Source organism: Burkholderia sp. TSV86 (assembly GCF_001522865.1).
Classification (GTDB): Bacteria; Pseudomonadota; Gammaproteobacteria; order Burkholderiales; family Burkholderiaceae; genus Burkholderia.
In genome coordinates, this window is record NZ_LOWB01000047.1 from 20,894 (window position 1) to 39,352 (window position 18,459).

Annotated in this window: 16 protein-coding genes; 9 read left to right on the plus strand and 7 right to left on the minus strand. The window is 65.9% G+C overall.

Annotated elements, in window-relative coordinates:
• The first annotated feature begins 8 nt into the window (after positions 1 to 8).
• Together WS68_RS08020 and WS68_RS08025 are read left to right on the plus strand one after the other, a co-directional pair.
• Positions 9 to 1,208 (plus strand): acetyl-CoA C-acyltransferase, encoded by a 1,200-nt coding sequence (locus WS68_RS08020; protein WP_059570289.1) that lies wholly within the window; start codon positions 9 to 11, stop codon positions 1,206 to 1,208.
• A 111-nt stretch (positions 1,209 to 1,319) separates the two neighbouring features.
• A complete protein-coding gene (locus WS68_RS08025; protein WP_059570290.1) occupies positions 1,320 to 2,084 on the plus strand; it encodes an enoyl-CoA hydratase in 765 nt (254 codons plus the stop codon).
• Positions 2,085 to 2,357: 273 nt separating this feature from the next.
• Here the strand turns inward: WS68_RS08025 and fdhD are convergent, their stop codons facing one another.
• Positions 2,358 to 3,188 carry a formate dehydrogenase accessory sulfurtransferase FdhD gene (gene fdhD, locus WS68_RS08030; protein WP_059570291.1) on the minus strand — a complete coding sequence of 277 codons (831 nt, stop codon included), beginning with the start codon at positions 3,186 to 3,188 and terminating at the stop codon, positions 2,358 to 2,360.
• Positions 3,189 to 3,297: 109 nt separating this feature from the next.
• On the opposite strand from fdhD, the gene WS68_RS08035 reads away from it, so the two are divergent.
• Positions 3,298 to 3,777: a nitrate reductase associated protein gene (locus tag WS68_RS08035; RefSeq protein WP_059570292.1), complete on the plus strand. Its 480-nt coding sequence runs from the start codon at positions 3,298 to 3,300 to the stop codon at positions 3,775 to 3,777.
• A gap of 144 nt (positions 3,778 to 3,921) precedes the next feature.
• Here WS68_RS08035 and WS68_RS08040 read toward each other — a convergent pair whose 3' ends face one another.
• Positions 3,922 to 4,323 carry an acyl-CoA thioesterase gene (locus WS68_RS08040; RefSeq protein ID WP_059519583.1) on the minus strand — a complete coding sequence of 134 codons (402 nt, stop codon included), beginning with the start codon at positions 4,321 to 4,323 and terminating at the stop codon, positions 3,922 to 3,924.
• A gap of 131 nt (positions 4,324 to 4,454) precedes the next feature.
• Between WS68_RS08040 and WS68_RS08045 the strand changes: the two genes are divergently transcribed.
• Positions 4,455 to 6,320, plus strand: a complete 1,866-nt coding sequence (locus WS68_RS08045; protein ID WP_059570293.1) for an ABCB family ABC transporter ATP-binding protein/permease — start codon at positions 4,455 to 4,457, stop codon at positions 6,318 to 6,320.
• A 162-nt stretch (positions 6,321 to 6,482) separates the two neighbouring features.
• Here the strand turns inward: WS68_RS08045 and murU are convergent, their stop codons facing one another.
• Positions 6,483 to 7,202: an N-acetylmuramate alpha-1-phosphate uridylyltransferase MurU gene (murU, locus tag WS68_RS08050; RefSeq protein WP_059570294.1), complete on the minus strand. Its 720-nt coding sequence runs from the start codon at positions 7,200 to 7,202 to the stop codon at positions 6,483 to 6,485.
• Between the two features lie 8 nt (positions 7,203 to 7,210).
• Positions 7,211 to 8,245, minus strand: a complete 1,035-nt coding sequence (locus WS68_RS08055; RefSeq protein WP_059570295.1) for an aminoglycoside phosphotransferase family protein — start codon at positions 8,243 to 8,245, stop codon at positions 7,211 to 7,213.
• Between the two features lie 214 nt (positions 8,246 to 8,459).
• Here WS68_RS08055 and WS68_RS08060 point away from each other — a divergent pair, with 214 nt between their 5' ends.
• From WS68_RS08060 to rsmA, 4 genes are all read left to right on the plus strand, one after another.
• Complete coding sequence (locus WS68_RS08060) at positions 8,460 to 10,823, plus strand: LPS-assembly protein LptD (protein ID WP_059570296.1); 2,364 nt, start codon at positions 8,460 to 8,462, stop codon at positions 10,821 to 10,823.
• Between the two features lie 55 nt (positions 10,824 to 10,878).
• A complete protein-coding gene (locus WS68_RS08065) occupies positions 10,879 to 12,225 on the plus strand; it encodes a peptidylprolyl isomerase (protein ID WP_059570297.1) in 1,347 nt (448 codons plus the stop codon).
• Between the two features lie 23 nt (positions 12,226 to 12,248).
• Positions 12,249 to 13,379, plus strand: coding sequence for a 4-hydroxythreonine-4-phosphate dehydrogenase PdxA (gene pdxA, locus WS68_RS08070; RefSeq protein WP_059570298.1), 1,131 nt, complete (start codon positions 12,249 to 12,251; stop codon positions 13,377 to 13,379).
• Between the two features lie 71 nt (positions 13,380 to 13,450).
• Positions 13,451 to 14,290, plus strand: coding sequence for a 16S rRNA (adenine(1518)-N(6)/adenine(1519)-N(6))-dimethyltransferase RsmA (gene rsmA, locus WS68_RS08075; RefSeq protein ID WP_059570337.1), 840 nt, complete (start codon positions 13,451 to 13,453; stop codon positions 14,288 to 14,290).
• 197 nt (positions 14,291 to 14,487) lie between these two features.
• Here the strand turns inward: rsmA and WS68_RS08080 are convergent, their stop codons facing one another.
• Both WS68_RS08080 and WS68_RS08085 read right to left on the minus strand, forming a co-directional pair.
• A complete protein-coding gene (locus tag WS68_RS08080) occupies positions 14,488 to 14,913 on the minus strand; it encodes a hypothetical protein (RefSeq protein WP_156429396.1) in 426 nt (141 codons plus the stop codon).
• 25 nt (positions 14,914 to 14,938) lie between these two features.
• On the minus strand, positions 14,939 to 16,666 hold the full coding sequence (locus WS68_RS08085; RefSeq protein ID WP_059570300.1) for a S10 family serine carboxypeptidase-like protein: 1,728 nt from the start codon (positions 16,664 to 16,666) through the stop codon (positions 14,939 to 14,941).
• 445 nt (positions 16,667 to 17,111) lie between these two features.
• Here WS68_RS08085 and gloA point away from each other — a divergent pair, with 445 nt between their 5' ends.
• Positions 17,112 to 17,501, plus strand: a complete 390-nt coding sequence (gene gloA / locus WS68_RS08090) for a lactoylglutathione lyase (RefSeq protein WP_059570301.1) — start codon at positions 17,112 to 17,114, stop codon at positions 17,499 to 17,501.
• A 42-nt stretch (positions 17,502 to 17,543) separates the two neighbouring features.
• Here the strand turns inward: gloA and WS68_RS08095 are convergent, their stop codons facing one another.
• Positions 17,544 to 18,458 carry a M48 family metallopeptidase gene (locus WS68_RS08095; protein ID WP_059570302.1) on the minus strand — a complete coding sequence of 305 codons (915 nt, stop codon included), beginning with the start codon at positions 18,456 to 18,458 and terminating at the stop codon, positions 17,544 to 17,546.
• Between the last annotated feature and the right edge of the window lies 1 nt (position 18,459).

Here is an 18,459-nt window from a genome sequence, read left to right on the forward strand (position 1 = left end):
AGCCTGAAATGAGCAAACAGTTGCAAGACGCATACATCGTCGCCGCAAGCCGCACGCCGATCGGCAAGGCGCCGCGCGGTGCATTCAAGAACACGCGCCCGGAAGAGCTGCTGGTCCACGCGATCAAGGCCGCGGTTGCGCAAGTGCCGGAGTTCGACACGAAGCTGATCGAGGACGCGATCGTCGGCTGCGCGATTCCGGAAGCCGAGCAGGGCCTGAACATCGCCCGGATGGGCGCATTGCTGGCGGGCCTGCCGCAGACGGTCGGCGGCGTGACGGTCAATCGCTTCTGCGCGTCGGGCGTCACCGCGCTTGCGATGGCGGCGGACCGCATTCGCGTCGGCGAATCGGACGCGATTTTCGCGGCCGGCACCGAATCGATGAGCATGGTGCCGATGATGGGCAACAAGCCGTCGATGTCACCGCATATCTTCGATCGCAGCGAAGACTTCGGGATCGCCTACGGGATGGGTCTGACGGGCGAGCGCGTTGCCGACCAGTGGAAGGTGAGCCGCGAGGACCAGGATGCGTTCTCGCTCGAATCGCACCGCCGGGCAATCGCCGCGCAGCAGGCGGGCGAATTCGCGGGCGAGATCGCGCCGTACACGATCACCGAGCGCTTTCCGGATCTCGCAACGGGTGAGATCGTCGTGAAGACGCGCGAATTGAAGCTCGACGAAGGTCCACGCGCGGATACGTCGCTCGAAGCGCTCGCGAAGCTGCGCCCGACGTTTGCGAACAAGGGCTCGGTGACGGCGGGTAACAGCTCGCAGACGTCGGACGGCGCGGGTGCGCTGCTTGTCGTGTCGGAGAAGGTGCTCAAGCAATTCAACCTGACGCCGCTCGCACGCTTCGTCAGCTTCGCGGTGCGCGGCGTGCCGCCGGAAATCATGGGCATCGGCCCGAAGGAAGCGATTCCGGCCGCGCTGAAGGCCGCAGGTCTGAAACAGGACGATATCGACTGGATCGAGCTGAACGAGGCGTTTGCCGCGCAATCGCTTGCCGTGATCCGCGAACTCGGCCTCGATCCGGCCAAGGTGAACCCGCTTGGCGGCGCGATCGCGCTCGGCCATCCGCTCGGCGCGACGGGCGCGATTCGCGCTGCGACGGTCGTGCACGGCTTGCGCCGTCGCAACCTGAAGTATGGGATGGTGACGATGTGCGTCGGCACCGGCATGGGCGCGGCGGGCATCATCGAGCGGCTCTGAGCGGAGTTCGCATGGCATGACGACGGTGCGCGGGCGGCCAGCTCGCGCACCGTTTTTTTTGGAACGAGACAGCCGGGGCGTCTGTGCAAGCGGCCCCAGGAGATGATTCAGATGGATATCCAGCTCGAAAACGCCGACGGCGTGCTGACGATCACGCTCGCGCGTCCGGCGAAGCGCAATGCGATCACGTTGGCGATGTATCAGACGATGGCCGACGCGCTCAAGTCGGCGCGGGAAGATAAATCGGTGCGCGCGGTGCTGATTCGCGGCAGCGACGGCCACTTCACCGCCGGCAACGATCTCGAGGATTTCATGAAGACGCCGCCGAAGGATCAGGACGCGCCTGTGTTCCAGTTCCTGAGGCAGATCAGCACGCTGGAGAAGCCGATCGTCGCGGCTGTCGAGGGCGTGGCGGTTGGCATCGGCGTGACGCTGCTGCTGCATTGCGATCTCGTCTACGCGGCCGATACCGCGCAATTGTCGCTGCCGTTCGTGCAGCTCGCGCTGTGCCCGGAAGCGGCGTCGAGCCTATTGCTGCCGCGCCTTTCCGGCTATCAGGTGGCGGCCGAGAAGCTTTTGCTCGGCGAGCCGTTCGATGCGCTCGAAGCGCACCGCATCGGTCTAGTGAACCGCGTGCTGCCGGCGGCCGAACTCGATGCGTTCGCGGCGAAGCAGGCGGCCAAGCTCGTCGCGTTGCCGGCGTCGTCGCTGCGCGTGACGAAGGCGCTGCTCAGAGCGACGGAAGGCGCCGCCATTGCCACGCGGATGACGGACGAAGCCGAGCACTTCGGCGCGATGTTGCGCTCGCCCGAAGTGCGCGAAGCGATCAGCGCGTTCTTCGAAAAACGTAAGCCGAACTTCCAGCAGTTCGACTGATTGGTGCGCGCGGTGAGGCGGCGGTGTGCGAATGCGGCGGCGCGCGCATCGCCGTGTGGTGCTTGCCGTGTTGCCCGCGATTGCCGTCACGCAGCGGCGTCCGTTCGGCAATCTGTTCAATGCGGTGTTCGGTGTTAGCGCCTAACGCTCGGTGGCCGACGCCCGGCACTCGGTATCCGGCGCTCAATGCCCGCCCCCCGCGTTGCAACGTGCGCTGCGCGTGAATGCGGCGGCCGCTTGCACGCGCGAGATGTTTGACGGCGAGGCGGGTTTCTATGCGCCGGCGGTGCCGTAATCGACATAGCCGGCTTCCCGGCAGAAGCTCACGAGCCGCAGCCCGGCCTGGCGCGCAATTTCGACGGCAAGCGACGACGGCGCGGAGATCGTCGCGACCATCGGAATGCCGACGCGCGCGGACTTACGCACCAGCTCGTAGCTGGCCCGGCTCGACAGGAATACGAAGCCGTCGGTCGTATCAGCGCGTTCGAGCGTGAGCGTGCCGATCAGTTTGTCGAGCGCGTTGTGGCGGCCGATGTCCTCGAATGCGTGCCGGATCGCGCCGGCCGCGTCGCACCACGCGGCCGCGTGCAGGCCGCCCGTTTGCTGCGTGAGCGTTTGGTGCGCGGGGAACTCGCGTGCAGCGCGCGCGATTGCGTCCGGCGCGATCCGCGCGAGAAAGCCGTGGTCCGGCACGCGCTGCGGTGCGAGATCGAGCAGATCGATGCTCTCGATGCCGCACACGCCGCAGCCGGTTCTGCCGGCGAGCGCGCGGCGCCGCTCCTTCAGGGCGGCGAACGCCTGCTGGACCACCGTCAACTGGACTTCGGCATGCGGGATTGGCCCGTCGCCGCGCAGCACCACATCGATATCCTTCACGTCGCTGCCGCGCTCGACGATGCCTTCCGACAGCGCGAAGCCCACCGCGAATGCCTCGAGATCGCGTGGTGTGCACATCATCACCGCGTGCGAGATGCCGTTGAAGACGAGCGCGACCGGCCATTCCTGGCCGACGTGATCGAAGGTTGCATCGATCGCGTCGCCGCGCCGGCGGCGCACCGGCAGTTCGACGACGCCGCTGGGTTCGGCGGCTTCGGACAGCTTCACGGCAGGCTCCTTATACGGATCGGCGGGCGGCGGTACTCGCCGCCCGCGGAGGTTCTAAAATACTCCAGACGGGCCCAATGGGTCGGCAATCGTCAGGATGGGGGCAAACATGGGGCTGAGCGACGCGCCGCTGCTGTTCAATTTCGAGGTCGTTTCATCGCAGGGGCTGACTTATATTCCGATGATCGTGCGTTTCAATCTCGATCGCTTCGGGCTGCGGATCTCGCTCGAGCAGTGGCAGATGCTGCCGATCGAGGATCGCAAGCTGCTTGCGTGTTTCCCGGCCGACGAAGACGTCGCGATCGAGCCGAATTTCGATCACGCGCTCTTCGAGATGCTGCGCACGCATGCGAGCGTCGAGCCGAGCTGGTTTCAACCCGAAGAGCATCCGGCGTGGCGTAACGCCGATGCGGTGCCGGATGCGCTCGCCGCGCAAAGCGTGCTTGCCGGGCTGCCGGCGCCGTCGGCCGCGCAATGGTCCGCGCTCACGCCGTTTCAACGCTACGTGCTGACAAAGCTGTCGCGCAAGCCGAAGCTCAACCACGACTTTATCCCGGCGATGCGCGAATTCGGGCTCGCCGCATCATGAATCGAACTGTGCCGCTCCGGCAAGGTGCGCAGCGGTTGTGCAGCGGCGCGTAACCGTGTACGCATTGGGCGCGCGCGGCATGGCCGGATGGGGCGGCAGCGCATGCGCCGAGCACGCGGCTTGCTTGCGCCCGCGCGGCCGCGCTTATTCGAGGGGCGGTAGCGGGCGGGGGCGGCGGTCGTTGCCGGTCGCGACGTAGGTGAGCGTTGCCTCGGTGACCTTGACGACCTCGCTCATGAGACTCAGCCGTTGCGCATACACCTCGACTTCCACCGTCACCGACGTATTGCCCGTTTTCACGATACGCGCGTAGAAGCTCAGCAAATCGCCGACGAACACCGGCTGCTTGAACAGAAACGAATTGACCGCGACCGTCGCGACCCGCCCGTTCGCGCGGCGGCTTGCCGGAATCGAGCCCGCGATATCGACCTGCGACATGATCCAGCCGCCGAATACGTCGCCGTGGACGTTGGCGTCGGACGGCTGCGGCACGACGCGCAGCGCGGGCGGTTCTTGCGGGAGTTCGGGCAGGGACGAATCGGTCATGGTTGAAGCTTCCATCTTGTAAGAAACGAGCCGGCATGGGCAGGCAGCAGCGCATCCCGGCTTCTGCGACAATACGGCGATCCGGAAATTGTACGAGAAAGTTCGCCGACTCACCGCTCGGCCGATTCCCCATGCGCCGTTATTCCACTTCCTCCGAGCCCGTGCCGGCGGCCGCCGGACCACGCAACGACTGGCAGACGATCCGCTCGTTGCTGCCTTACCTGACGGCTTATAAATGGCGCGTTGCGTTCGCGCTCGCGTGCCTGATCGGCGCGAAGCTCGCCAATCTCGGCGTGCCCGTCGTCATGAAGCGGATCGTCGACAGTCTCGCGGCCGTTCATCAGCTCACCGCGCTCGGCCGCGCCGAGCAGTCGGCGGGCATCGTGCTCGCCGGCGGCATCGGGCTGCTCGTGATCGCGTATGCGCTGGTGCGGCTGTCGACGTCGCTGTTCACCGAGCTGCGCGAGATTCTGTTTTCGAAGGTCACTGAAAGCGCGGTGCGGCGGCTCGCGCTGCAGGTGTTCCGGCATCTGCACGGGCTGTCGCTGCGGTTTCATCTGGAGCGGCAGACGGGCGGCATGTCGCGCGACATCGAGCGCGGCACGCGCGGTATCCAGCAGCTCATTTCATACTCGCTGTACAGCATTCTGCCGACGCTCGTCGAAGTGGGGCTCGTGCTCGGCTTTTTCGCGTTCCGCTATGACGCCTACTACGCGTATGTGACGCTCGCGGCGCTCGTCGCTTACATCGCATTCACGGTGAAGGTGACGGAGTGGCGCACGCATTTCCGGCGCACGATGAACGAACTCGATTCGCGGGCGAATGCGCGCGCGATCGATTCGCTGATCAACTACGAGACCGTCAAGTATTTCGGCAACGAGGAATGGGAAGCGCGGCGCTACGACGAGAATCTCGCGCGCTTTCGCCGCGCGGCGATCCGCTCGCAGCATTCGCTGTCGCTGCTCAACTTCGGGCAGCAGGCGATCATCGGCACAGGGCTCGTGTTCATCCTGTGGCGCGCAACCCAGGGCGTGCTTGCCGGCAAGCTCACGCTCGGCGATCTCGTATTGATCAACACCTTCATGCTGCAGCTCTATATTCCGCTCAATTTTCTCGGCGTCATCTATCGTGAGCTGAAGCAGAGCCTGACCGACATGGACCGGATGTTCGGGCTGCTGTCGGCCGCGCGCGAGGTCGACGACGCGCCCGGCGCGCCGGCGCTCGACGTGCGCGGCGCGGCACTGCGCTTCGCGCATGTGAACTTCGGCTACGATCCATCGCGGCAGATCCTGCACGACGTCGATTTCACGATCGCGGCCGGCACGACGACCGCGGTCGTCGGTCATAGCGGCTCGGGCAAGTCGACGCTGGCGCGGCTGCTGTTTCGCTTCTACGATCTCGACCGGACGGCGGGCGGCGCGATCATGATCGACGGGCAGGACATCCGCGACGTGAAACAGGATTCGCTGCGCGCATCGATCGGGATCGTGCCGCAGGACACCGTGCTCTTCAACGACACGATCTACTACAACATCGCCTATGGCCGGCCGAGCGCGACGCGCGACGAGGTGATCGCCGCGGCGCGCGCGGCTCATCTTCATGCGTTCGTCGAGAGTTTGCCGAAAGGCTATGACACGCCGGTCGGCGAGCGCGGGCTCAAGCTGTCGGGCGGCGAGAAGCAGCGCGTCGCGATCGCGCGCACGATTCTGAAGAACCCGCCGATCCTGGTGTTCGACGAGGCGACGTCCGCGCTCGATTCGCGCTCCGAGCGCGCGATCCAGCACGAATTGGAGCAGATCGCGCGGCATCGGACGACGCTCGTGATCGCGCATCGTCTGTCGACTGTCGTGCATGCCGATCAGATTCTCGTGATGGATCATGGGCGCATCGTCGAGCGCGGCACGCACGATGCGCTGCTGCGCGCGCATGGGCTGTATGCGCAGATGTGGGCGTTGCAGCAGCGCGCGGCTGAGCAGGGGGCGGCGCAGCAGGCGTGATGAAGCCGGTGTCGCGCGGCATGACATCGCGCGGTAGGTCGAACTCCGGCGGGATCGCGTATGAATGCCGATGCGGCGTGCGCGATTTCGCCGTGGGGCGCCGCCCACTTTGCGCGCCGGCGTTTTCCGCCGGTGTGCGGCCCGCCGCGTGCGCGCGCCGTGTCAGCGCGCCGTGCGCAGCGCGGCGTCGAGCGCGCCCAATTGCGCGGGCGTGCCGACGTTTTCCCACATCCCTTCGTACAGTTGACCGGTCGCGCGGCGCGCGGCGATCGCGCCGCGGTAATACGGCGTGAGCGCGCGGCGCGTGCCGGCGGGCAGGTCGTCGAACATTCGCGTGTCGTACAGCGCGATGCTGCCGAATGTGATGCGCGGCTCGCCGTCGAGCGACAGCAGCCCATCTTCGCCGAGCGCGAAATCGCCCGCCGGATGGAACGCCGGGTTCGGCACCATCACGAGATGCATCCCCGGCTCGGGCGAGGCGGCAAGCGCGGCTGCGCGCGCGCGCAGCATCGTGTAATCGAAGTTCGCGTAAATGTCGCCCGCGACGCCGATGAACACGGTCGGCCCGCGCCCGCGCTCGATCAACGGCCGTGCGTATGCGATTGCACCCGCCGTCTCGAGCGCATCGCCCTCGGCGGAGTAGACGAGCCGCACGCCCCAGCGCGAGCCGTCCCCGAGCGCGGCTTCGAACTGCTGGCCGAGCCACGCGTGGTTGATCACGATCGTTTCGATGCCGGCCGCCGCGAGCCGCTCGATCTGCCAGACGATCAGCGGTTTGCCGCCGGCCGCGAGCAGGGGTTTCGGGGTCGTGTCGGTGAGCGGGCGCATCCTTTCGCCGCGCCCGGCGGCGAAGATCATCGCCGTATCGAGGGTGTATGTCATCGTGCCGGTCAGAACGTGTAGCCGACTTCGGCCGTTTTGTCTTCGAGTTCGTCGAGCAGCTTCGCGAACGGCGCGAGCGGCCGGTAGCGCAGCGCGACCTTGCGCGCATAACCGATGAAGCGCGGCAGATCGGCGAGATAGTGCGGCTTGCCGTCGCGATAATTGATTCGCGCAAACAGGCCGAGGATCTTGATGTGCCGCTGCAGCCCGATCCATTCGAGCTGCCGGTAGAACTCGCCGAAATCCGGCTCGACGGGCAGCCCGGCCTTCTTCGCCTGCTCCCAGTAATACGCAAAGCAGTCGAGCTCGAATGCCTCGTCCCAACTGATGAACGCATCGCGCAGCAGCGACACGACATCATATGTGAGCGGCCCGTGCACGGCGTCCTGGAAGTCGAGCACGCCGGGGTTCGGTTGCGCGACCATCAGGTTGCGGGGCATGAAATCGCGCAGCATGTAGCCTTGTGGCTGCGCGGCCGCGCTTGCGATCAGCAGCGCGAACGTGCGATCGAGCACGCCGCGCGAGCGCTCGTCGAGCGTTTTGCCGAGATGCCGGCCGATATACCACTCGGGCATCAGTTCCATCTCGCGGCGCAGGAACGCTTCATCGAACGGCGGCAGCACGCCTTCGCGCGTCGCGCGCTGCCAGCGGATCAGCGTGTCGAGCGCATCGCGCATCAGCGGCCGCGCGGCGGCAGGCGCGGCGGGGTCGAGCACCGAGATGTACGGCTGCGAGCCCAGATCGCTGACGAGCATGAAGCCCGCGTCGAAATCGTGCTCGAGCACTTTCGGCACGTGCACGCCGGCGGCGTCGAGCAGTTGCGCGATCTGCACGAATTCCCGGCATTTCTCGGGCGGCGGCGCGTCGACCGCGATCACGGTGCCGCCTGGCGCGGCGGCGGCCGAGACACGGAAATAGCGGCGAAAGCCCGCGTCCGACGAGGCGGGGGCGAGCGTCGCGAGGTCGAGCGCGTAACGGTCGGCGAATGGGGTAAGCCAGGCGGTGAGGAGCGTGAGGCGAGGGTCGGCGGCGTGCGGCGTCATTGAAAGTCGGGAAGGGGGAACGTCTTGCCATATAATACCCCACGACTTTTTTGACGCGTCCCGTATCAATTCCTGCTGGCGCGGGCCGGCCGCCCGCAAAGCCGATCGTTTTTGCCCGTTCCCCCCGGTATGCGCGAAGCCGCAGTCACGGTTCGATTGCGCGGGTGGCGGTATGCGGGCCGGATATTGACACGGACGATTCGCCGAACGATAGATGCCGCCTAAACCGAAATTCCCGCTCGTTCCAGCCTGCGATGCCGCCCCGCGCAAAAAGCGGCTCGCGGCCGCGCTTTTGGCCGTACCGGGCCTCGTGCCGGTGGTGTCGCAGGCCCAGCTTTCGGGCGCCGCGGCCGAGCCGCAGCCGCTCGGTTCGCCGTGGGATCTGCGCCTCGCGCCGCAACTCACCGAACATTCGCAAAATGAGCACGGCAAGCCCGCGGCGTTCGTGCTGGCCGATCACGCGAGCGGCACGGCCGACCAGGATCTCGCCGCGAAGGGCTCGGCCGAGATCCGCAAGGGCAATGCGGTCGTCAAGGCGGACGCGATCCACTACGACGAGGACACGGACCTCGCCGACGCCTACGGCAAGGTGACGGTGTCCAACGGCGGCGCGACGTTCACGGGCCCCGAGGCGCACCTGAAGGTAGAGGCGAACCAGGGCTACATGACGACGCCGAAATACCATTTCGCGGCGACGGGCGGCTCGGGGAGCGCGGAGCGCGTGCAGTTGCTCGACGGCGAGCGCTCGGTGTTTACGAACGGCACCTATACTGGCTGCCAGTGCGCAACCCATCCGGCGTGGTACATCAAGGGCAGCGAATTCGATTTCGATACGGGCGCGGACGAAGGCGTCGCGAAAAACGGCGTGCTGTTCTTCCAGGGCGTGCCGCTTTTCGGCAGTCCGTGGCTCGCGTTCCCACTGTCGGGCAACCGCCGCAGCGGCTTCTTGCCGCCCACGTTTTCGCTCGGCTCGACGAACGGCTTCGAATTCTCGCTGCCGTACTACTTCAACATCGCGCCGAACCGCGATCTGACGTTGACGCCGCGCGTCATCTCGAAGCGCGGCGTGTTCACGCAGGCGACGTTCCGCTATCTGTCGACGAACTACGCCGGCACGCTGACGGGCGAATTCCTGCCGGACGACCGGATCGAGAATCGCAACCGCTATGCGCTCTACTGGCAGCACCAGCAGAATTTCGGCCACGGCTTCGGCGGCTACATCAACTACAACAAGGTCTCGGACAACACGTATCCGGGTAACTTCGGTTCGACGAACCAGTTCCTGAGCGGCGTTCAGACGGTGTACCAGCAGGAGGCCGGCCTCACGTACAACAACGGGCCGTGGTCCGTGCTCGGGCGTTACCAGCACTGGCAGACGCTCGCGCCGTCGATCGCGCCGTATGGCCGCGAGCCGCAGTTGAACGTGAAGTACACGAAATACAATGTCGGCGGCTTCGACTTCGGCGCGGAAGCCGATTATTCGCGCTTCAGGATCACGACGTCCGACATGCGCGAAGGCGACCGCGTGATGTTCAACCCGTACATTTCCTACGGGCTGTACGGACCCGGTTACTTCGTCGTTCCGAAGGCGCAGTTGCACATCGCGTCATACGATCTGACCAACACCACGGGCGGCGTTCCCGGCCAGCCGAAGCGTTTCACGTACTCGATCCCGACCTTCAGCCTCGATACGGGGCTCGTGTTCGACCGCTCGGTGCGCCTGTTCGGCCAGGATTACATCCAGACGCTCGAGCCGCGGCTGTACTACGTGTACACGCCGTACCGGAACCAGCAGGACGCGCCGCTCTTCGACACCGCGGATTCGGACTTCGGGCTCGCCGAGATCTTCACACCGAACACCTTCGTCGGCAACGACCGGATCGCCGACGCGAACCGCTTGACGGCCGCGCTGACCACCCGTTTCATCAACGCCAAGACAGGCGACGAGCGTGCGCGCTTCGTGATCGCGCAGCAGTACTATTTCACCGATCAGCGCGTGACGCTGGGCTCGACGCCGGCAATGGCCGGCCAGGCACGGCATTCGGACCTGGTTCTCGGCGCGTCGGTGAAGCTCGGCGCGGGTTTCGCGTCGGAAACCGCGTTCCAGTACAACGCCGACAACGGCCAGCTCGTCAAGTCGAGCGTCGGCTTCGGCTTCAGCCCTGGCGAGCGCCGCGTGATCAACGTCGGCTACCGCTATACGCGCCAGAACCCGACGCTGTCGCTCGAGCCGATCAACCAGTTCCTGGTGTCCGCGCAGTGGCCGCTCACACGCCGGCTCTATGCGGTCGGCCGCTTCAATTACGATCTCGCGTCGAGCCGGGTTGTCGACGGTCTCGTCGGCTTCCAGTACGATGCCGACTGCTGGGCGTTGGGCGTCGGGATTCAGCGCTACGCGAACGGCGTGAACACGTCGAATCAGCAGACGTCGGCGACCCGCGTATTAGCGCAACTCGTGCTCAAGGGGCTGACGAGCGTCGATAACGGCCTGATCGCCGCGTTCAAGACGGGCGTGCAGGGATACACGCCGCTGCCAAGCGCGCCGCCGCCGCTGTCGCGCTTCAGCAATTACGATTAATCGCCGAATAAGCGGCGTCGCGGTGCAGCCCGCTTTCAATGGAGTACCAGTGGCAATGAAGAAAACCCTTCGCTTCGCGGCTGTCGCGTCCGGTCTGGTCGCGTCGCTGATCACGGTCGCGCCCGCGTTTGCGCAGGCGCTGAGCACGCAGGGGGCGTCGCTCGCCGACGAGGTGGTGGCCGTCGTCAACAACGACGTGATCACGGGGCGCGAGCTTGACCAGCGCACCGGCCTGATCGCGCGGCGCCTGCAGCAGCAGAACGCGCCCGTGCCGGCCGCCGACCAGTTGCGCGCGCAGGTGCTGAACCAGATGGTGCTCGAGCGGATTCAGATCCAGCGCGCGAAGGACGATGGCATCGTGGTCGACAACGCGTCCGTGCAGTCGACGCTGCAACGGCTCGCGGCTGCGAACAACATGCCGCTCGACCAGTACCGCGCGCGCATCGAGGCGCAGGGCGTGCCGTGGGACGTGTTCACGCGCGACGCGCGCACCGAGCTGCTGCTGTCGAAGTTGCGCGAGAAGGAAGTTGATAGCAAGATCACCGTGTCGGACGCGGAAGTGGCGAGCTATATCGCGAGCCAGCGCGGCCCGAACGCGGGTTCGCAGCAGGATCTGCGGCTCGAGCACATCTTCGTGAAGGCGCCTGCCAATGCGCCGCAGGCCGAGATCGATGCCGCGCAGAAGAAGGCGGAGGGCTTGCTGTCGCAGGCGCTCGCGTCGGGCGCGAACTTCGAGCGGCTCGCGAAGAGCAGCTCGGAAGCCGACGATGCGAAAAAGGGCGGTGATCTCGGCTTCAAGGCGCCGGCCTCGCTGCCGCAGGATGTCGTCGATGCGGCGTCGAAGCTGCGTCCCGGCCAGGTCAACCCGACCTTGATCCGCGTGCCCGACGGCTTCGAGATCGTGCGTCTCGTCGAGCGTCGCGCAAGCCAAAACCCGGCCGCGTCGTCGAAGATCGTGCAGACGCATGTGCGGCACATCCTGCTGCGCGTTGGCGAAGGCAAGTCGGAATCGCAGGCGCGCCAGCAGTTGGTCGAGATCCGTAAGCAGATCGAGGCGGGAGGGGATTTCGAGAAGTTCGCGCGAACCTATTCGCAGGACGGTTCGGCCTCGCAAGGCGGCGATCTCGGCTGGATCAGCCCAGGCGAAACCGTGCCGGAATTCGAGCGGGCGATGAACGCGCTCGGCGACAACCAGGTCAGCAATCCGGTGCGCACCGAGTACGGCTATCACCTGATCCAGGTGCTCGGCCGCCGCGACGCGGAAGGCTCCGTGCAGCAGCAAATGGACATCGCGCGTCAGGCGATCGGCCAGCGTAAGGCCGAACAGGCTTACGCGGACTGGCTGCGCGAGCTGCGTGATTCGTCTTACGTGCAGATCAAGCTGCCGGTCACGCAGCAATAAGCCCGTTTGCCGCGAAGCCCGTCATGTCGACCCCGGCACAACCGCTCAGCATCGCGATCACGACGGGCGAGCCCGCCGGCGTCGGTCCCGAGCTGACGGCGCTGGCACTTGCCGGCGCGGCCGAGCGCTGGCCCGATGCACGTTTCACTGTGCTTGGCGACGCGGATTTGCTTGCCGCTCGCGCGGGCGCGGTTGGCGTCGATTGGACACAAGCCGCGGCGCTGGGCGGGCGCGAAGCCGTGGGCGGCACGCCGCCGCGCGCGGCCGATGCGCGCCACGGGCCGGCCGCCGGCGGCGCGAATGCGGCGGGCGCGTCTGCCGCGCCAGTACACGCCGCACCGGATGCCTGCGTGATTGGCTCATCCGTGGAAATCAGGCATCGCGCGCTTGCCGTGCCGGCCGAAGCGGGCAAGCTGAATCCGGCGAACGGGCGCTACGTGCTTGATCTGCTCGACGTTGCGATCGACGGCGCGCTCACCGGCAAGTTCGACGCGATCGTCACGGCGCCGCTGCAAAAGAGCACGATCAACGACGCGGGCGTGCCGTTTACCGGCCACACCGAATATCTGGCCGAGCGCACGCGCACGCCGCAGGTGGTGATGATGCTCGCCGGCACGGGCGAGCGGGCGCTGCGCGTCGCGCTTGCGACGACCCATCTGCCGCTCAAGGACGTATCGGCCGCGTTGAGTATCGACGGCCTCGTCGGCACGCTCGGCATCATCGATCGCGATCTGCGCCGCGGATTCGGCATTGCCGCGCCGCGCATCCTGGTGACGGGCGTCAATCCGCATGCAGGCGAGAACGGCTATCTGGGCCGCGAGGAGATCGACGTGATCGAGCCGGCGATCGCGCGCGCGCGCGCGGCGGGTATCGACGCGCGCGGCCCGTACCCGGCCGACACGCTGTTTCAGCCGCGCCACCTCGAACACGCGGATTGCGTGCTCGCGATGTTCCACGATCAGGGCTTGCCGGTTCTCAAGTATGCGACGTTCGGCGAAGGCGTGAATATCACGCTCGGGCTGCCGATCGTGCGCACATCGGTCGATCACGGCACTGCGCTCGATCTGGCGGGCACCGGCCGTGCCGATTGCGGCAGCCTCGTCGCGGCGATCGACGCCGCGGTGACGATCGCGCGCCATCGGCGCGCGGGCTGATCGGCGAACCGAACCGGCGCGGCTTGGGCCGCGCACTGAATTTCACGCGTCATCCGTTTTTCTATCTTTCGATGTCGAACAGCAGACAGCACCAAGGACACTTCGCGCGCAAGCGCTTCGGGCAGAACTTTCTCGTCGATCACGGCGTGATCGACGCGATCGTCGCGGCGATTCGCCCCGAGCGCGGCGAACAAATGGTCGAGATCGGGCCGGGGCTCGGCGCGCTGACGGGCCCCGTGATCGCGCGGCTCGCGACGCCCGAATCGCCGCTGCACGCGGTCGAACTCGATCGCGATTTGATCGACCGGCTCAAGCAGCGCTTCGGCGACCTGCTCGAACTGCATGCCGGCGACGCGCTCGCATTCGATTTCGGCTCGCTCGCACGCGCGGATGCGCTGCCGGGCAAGGCGTCGTTGCGGATCATCGGCAACTTGCCGTACAACATTTCGAGCCCGCTGCTGTTTCATCTGATGTCGTTCGCGAACGTCGTGATCGATCAGCACTTCATGTTGCAGAGCGAGGTGGTCGAACGGATGGTGGCCGAGCCGGGTACGAAGGCGTTCAGCAGGCTGTCGGTGATGCTGCAGTACCGCTATGTGATGGACAAGCTGATCGATGTGCCGCCAGAGTCGTTTCAGCCGCCTCCGAAGGTTGACTCGGCGATCGTGCGGATGATTCCGCATGCGCCGCACGAATTGGCGGCCGTCGATCCCGCCGTGCTGGGCGCCGTGGTGACGGCCGCGTTCTCGCAGCGCCGCAAGATGCTGCGTAATACGCTCGGCGAATACCGCGACTCGGTGGATTTCGATGCGCTCGGCTTCGATCTTTCGCGCCGCGCGGAGGATGTCAGCGTCGATGAGTATGTGTGCGTCGCGCAGGCGCTCGAGAAGCGGCGGCGCGCCAGCGAGTGACGGCGTGTGCGCCGGCGTGGTCGGCGATGCGCGGATGGATCGCCGCGGCGGGATGCAGGGTCGCGGTCCGCACGCCGCCGATATCGGCGGCGGGGCGCACACGGCACGAGCGCAAAAAAACGCGGCCCGTCATCGGGGGCCGCGTATTAGAACCGCGTTAAATCAGCCGGGGAAACGTCGGCCGCGCGCAAGCGGCGTTACGCTCCCTTCAACGGCACAACGGCGTTGCGATTCAGATAACGCAGAATATCGTCGAAGCTGACCGCGCCTTTTTTCTGTTCGTCGATTGCGTCGAAATGATCGGCGGCCCATCCCCAGCCGCTGTTGCTTGCCGCTGCCTTCGTCAGCAGATGGGTGTTCGGGTCGGCTGCCGCATCGAACTTGGACTTCAGGTTCGTGACGATCGCATTGCCGGTGGATTCCGGCGTCTGCTCGCTCATCACCTTGCGCTCCGTCGTCGTGCGCGGCGGCCTGGCCAGATGCTCGCCGACCTTGATTGTCGCGACGTCCGCGAATGCCGCCTCCTGCGACCATGACGCGATCGGCTGCACGCCGCGGTCGAATGCATATGCCGGCGCCGTCACACCCGCGGCAAGCAGGGTCGTTACAAGAAAATCACGCATCAACATAGTTTCTCCCATGTGCTTGTCAGCCGGCCTTTTGCTGTCGGGCCACGGCCGTGGCCGGCGCGCTGGCGTTATAGAACTGCCGCAGGTCGGCGCGCATCGGATCGCGCGACGCCTCGGTCAAATAAGCCATATGGCCGCCATCATATTCTTTGACCGTGATCCGCGGCGTTTGTCCCGCCGCCGGCCACACGCCGCCGTGCTGCAAATCGAGTTCGGTCTGGAAGAACGGCGTTACGCCGTCGTGGTAGCCGTGGATCACGAGCACCTTGACCGACGGATCGAGCGTGAGCGTTTCCGCGAGATCCGGCACGCTGCTCGGGTTCGTCGAGCCGCGGTGCGGCGCGTTCCAGTTCCAGAAATTGAACGCGATGTCGCTGCCGTAGATCTGCGTCGGGTCCTGATTCCGGTAACCGAACTGATCGAGCAGCAGCGGCTTGATCGCGCCGTAGAAGCCGGCATTTTCGTATGACGAAATATCGTACTTGATGTTTGCCGTCGTGCTTATCCGGCCGTCATACGCATTGAATTGCGCGGACGCGGCGGCGTTCGGGTAGATGGCGCTCGCGACGCTGTTGAAGAGCAGGCCGTTCGGATCGATCGCGAGCCAATCCTTCATTTGCGTGCTGGCCGGCAGGCCGGTGATCGCGCTCAGCTGCGAGATGGTCGCGGGCGGGAAATTCGACGCCGCGAGGCCGGGCGCATATTGGGCCGTCGTGAAATTGCGCAGGTAGTCCGCGTACTGCGGCTCCGTCATCACGCCGCGCGCGGTGGATTTGCCGTAGAAATCGACGACCATCCCGACCGTCGGGAAGAAGCCTTCGCGAGCGTCTGCCTGCGTCGAAAGATAACCGTAATCCAGAATCGGCGATTGCAGCACCATGCCGCTCAGCACGATCGGCTTCGCGCCGCTCGGATCGGGCGCGTAATTGCTCGTGCCCGCCTGCACCAGCAGGTCCGCGACAATCGGCGTGCGAATGCCGCTGTACGATTCACCGAACAGGTATTTCGGCGAGCTTTGCCGGTTGTAGCGGTTGATGTACGCGGTGATGAAATCCCGGAAGATGCCCGCGTCGGCGTCGGTGCTCCAGAAGTCCTGGTTCTTGTGCGGCGCGATCGCTTCCGAGAAGCCGCTGCCCGCGATGTCGACATAGACGAGATCGGTCTGGTCGAGCAGCGATTGCGGGTTGTCGATCAGCGGGAAGCTATCGGGAATGTTCGGGCCGGCCGGCAGATTCGGCGCGTCGATTTTCAGGCGTTTCGGCGCCCACGCACCCAGATGCATCCAGATCGACGGCTCGCCGGGGCCGCCATTGAAGATGAACGTGACCGGGCGCTGCGCGTGCGGGATGTCGTCGCGCGTGTACGACATGTAGAAGATCGATGCCTCGGCGTCGCGCTGAGCCGGATTGTTCGGGTTCTTGGGCGCCCACGCGATCAAGTGGCCCGCGCGCGCCGTGTACTCGATCGTCTGGCCATTGATCACGGCGCGGTGATGCTTGGTGGCGGGGGTTTCGTCGACGGCGCTTTGCGCAAGGCTCGCGTTCGCGACATCGACATCCTTCGAACCGGCGCCGCCATTGGGGCCGCTCCGATAGGCCGCGCTGAGCGCCGCCTGCGGGTCCTGGTAAGCCGCGTAGCGATTGGGATCGGTGAGTGCGTGATCGGCGGGCCACACCGACGATGAGCCGGAATCATCGTCTCCACCGCATGCGGCGAGCACCGCGGTCAACAAAACGCCGAGCGACAAGCGCCAGCGAAGGGCCCCCCTTGAGGGCTGGCTATGCATTGTTTGTCTCATTGTTCTCTATCGATTGGATTGGGCCGCGCGCCGTCCGGGACCGCGCGGCATTTTTTTCAAGACACGACTTCGGCCTAGTCGAATCGGACGGCGATAATTGCCGTGTCCTAACTATCCGGTCAAGCGCAAACCTGATCGCAGCGCTGCAATTTTTCCGCTGGCCGGACCTGTGCGAAGCATCGTGCGCCTATCGGAGGCGATGCGTCAATCCTAATCGACAAGCGGGCACGCGCGCAGCGTGGGCTACAGAACATTGCGCAGGCTGGGCGAAAGGTCGATGTGAGGGAGCGGAGTAAAGCGCCTGGGCGCAGCCTGCGGGGCCGGGCGCGTCAGCGGGATTCACGCGTCTCTGGTACATTCGGGCGTTCACGCAAGTCCCCATGGAGTACCCCATATGCGTTTGCTTCACACAATGCTTCGAGTCGGCGATCTCGAGCGCTCGATCAAGTTCTACACTGAACTGCTCGGCATGAAATTGCTGCGCCGCGACGATTATCCGGAAGGCAAGTTCACGCTTGCGTTCGTCGGCTACGGCGACGAGCGCGATCATACGGTCATCGAGCTGACCCACAATTGGGACACGAAATCGTATGAAATCGGCACGGGTTTCGGCCATCTCGCGCTCGAGGTCGACGATGCCTACCAGGCGTGCGAGCGGATCAAGGCGCAAGGCGGCAAGGTCACGCGGGAAGCCGGCCCGATGAAGCACGGCACGACGGTGATCGCGTTCGTCGAGGATCCGGACGGCTACAAGATCGAATTCATCCAGCGCAAGCCGCACTGACGCGGGCCGGCTTGAACCCGGCGGCCGCGGGCCGGGTCCGGATCAGAGCGCCGGCAGCAGCTCCGGCGGATGATGCTTGAGCGTATGCCGCGCCTCGCGGAATTCAGGGAAGATCGATTCGACTGTCTGCCAGAACGCGGGGCTGTGATTCATCTCGCGCAGATGCGACAGCTCGTGCGCGACCACGTAATCGACGATCGACATCGGAAAGTGAATGAGCCGCCAGTTCAGGCGGATCTTGCCGTCGCTCGAGCAGCTTCCCCAGCGCGTCGCGGCCGACGACAACGCATAGGCCGCATACGTGACACCAAGCTTTTGCGCATAGACCGCGAGCCGTTCGCCGAAGATCCGCTTCGCTTCGCCTTGCAGCCAGCCTTGCACGCGATCCTTGATCTGCTGCCCGCTCGCGTGCGTGGGCAGGCCGAGCCCGAGCGTCGCGGCAGTGGCGTCGAAGCGCAGCGCGCCTTGCGCCGACGCGAGCGTGATCGTGACGGGCTTGCCGAGATACGGAATCTGCGCGCCTTCCTTCCAATCGATTTGCGGCAGCGCGCGCTGCTCGGCGCGCGTTTGCCATTCGGCGAGCTTCGCGAAGATCCAGCGGCGCTTCTCGGCGATCGCCGCTTCGATATCGGCGAGCGTCACCCAGCGCGGCGCGGTGATCGTCAAACCATTGCCATCGATTGCAAAGCCGATCGTGCGCCGTGCCGAGCGCTTGAGCTTGTACGCGAGCACGCGGCCGTCGAGCGCGAGCGTGCGCAGGCGCGAACGGTCGTCGGCGGGCGGGGTGGCGCCGGAGGTGGACAGGCCGGCGCCCGGCGCGGGATGCGCAGCGGGCGAAGCGCCGGCGGCCGGCGCACCCGCGGACGCCGGCGCGGCCGGCCCATCGAAGAGCGGCAGATCGAGCTGGCGGTGATCGAGCGCCACGACAGCCGGCCGTGGCCTGGGACGCTTCGGCATC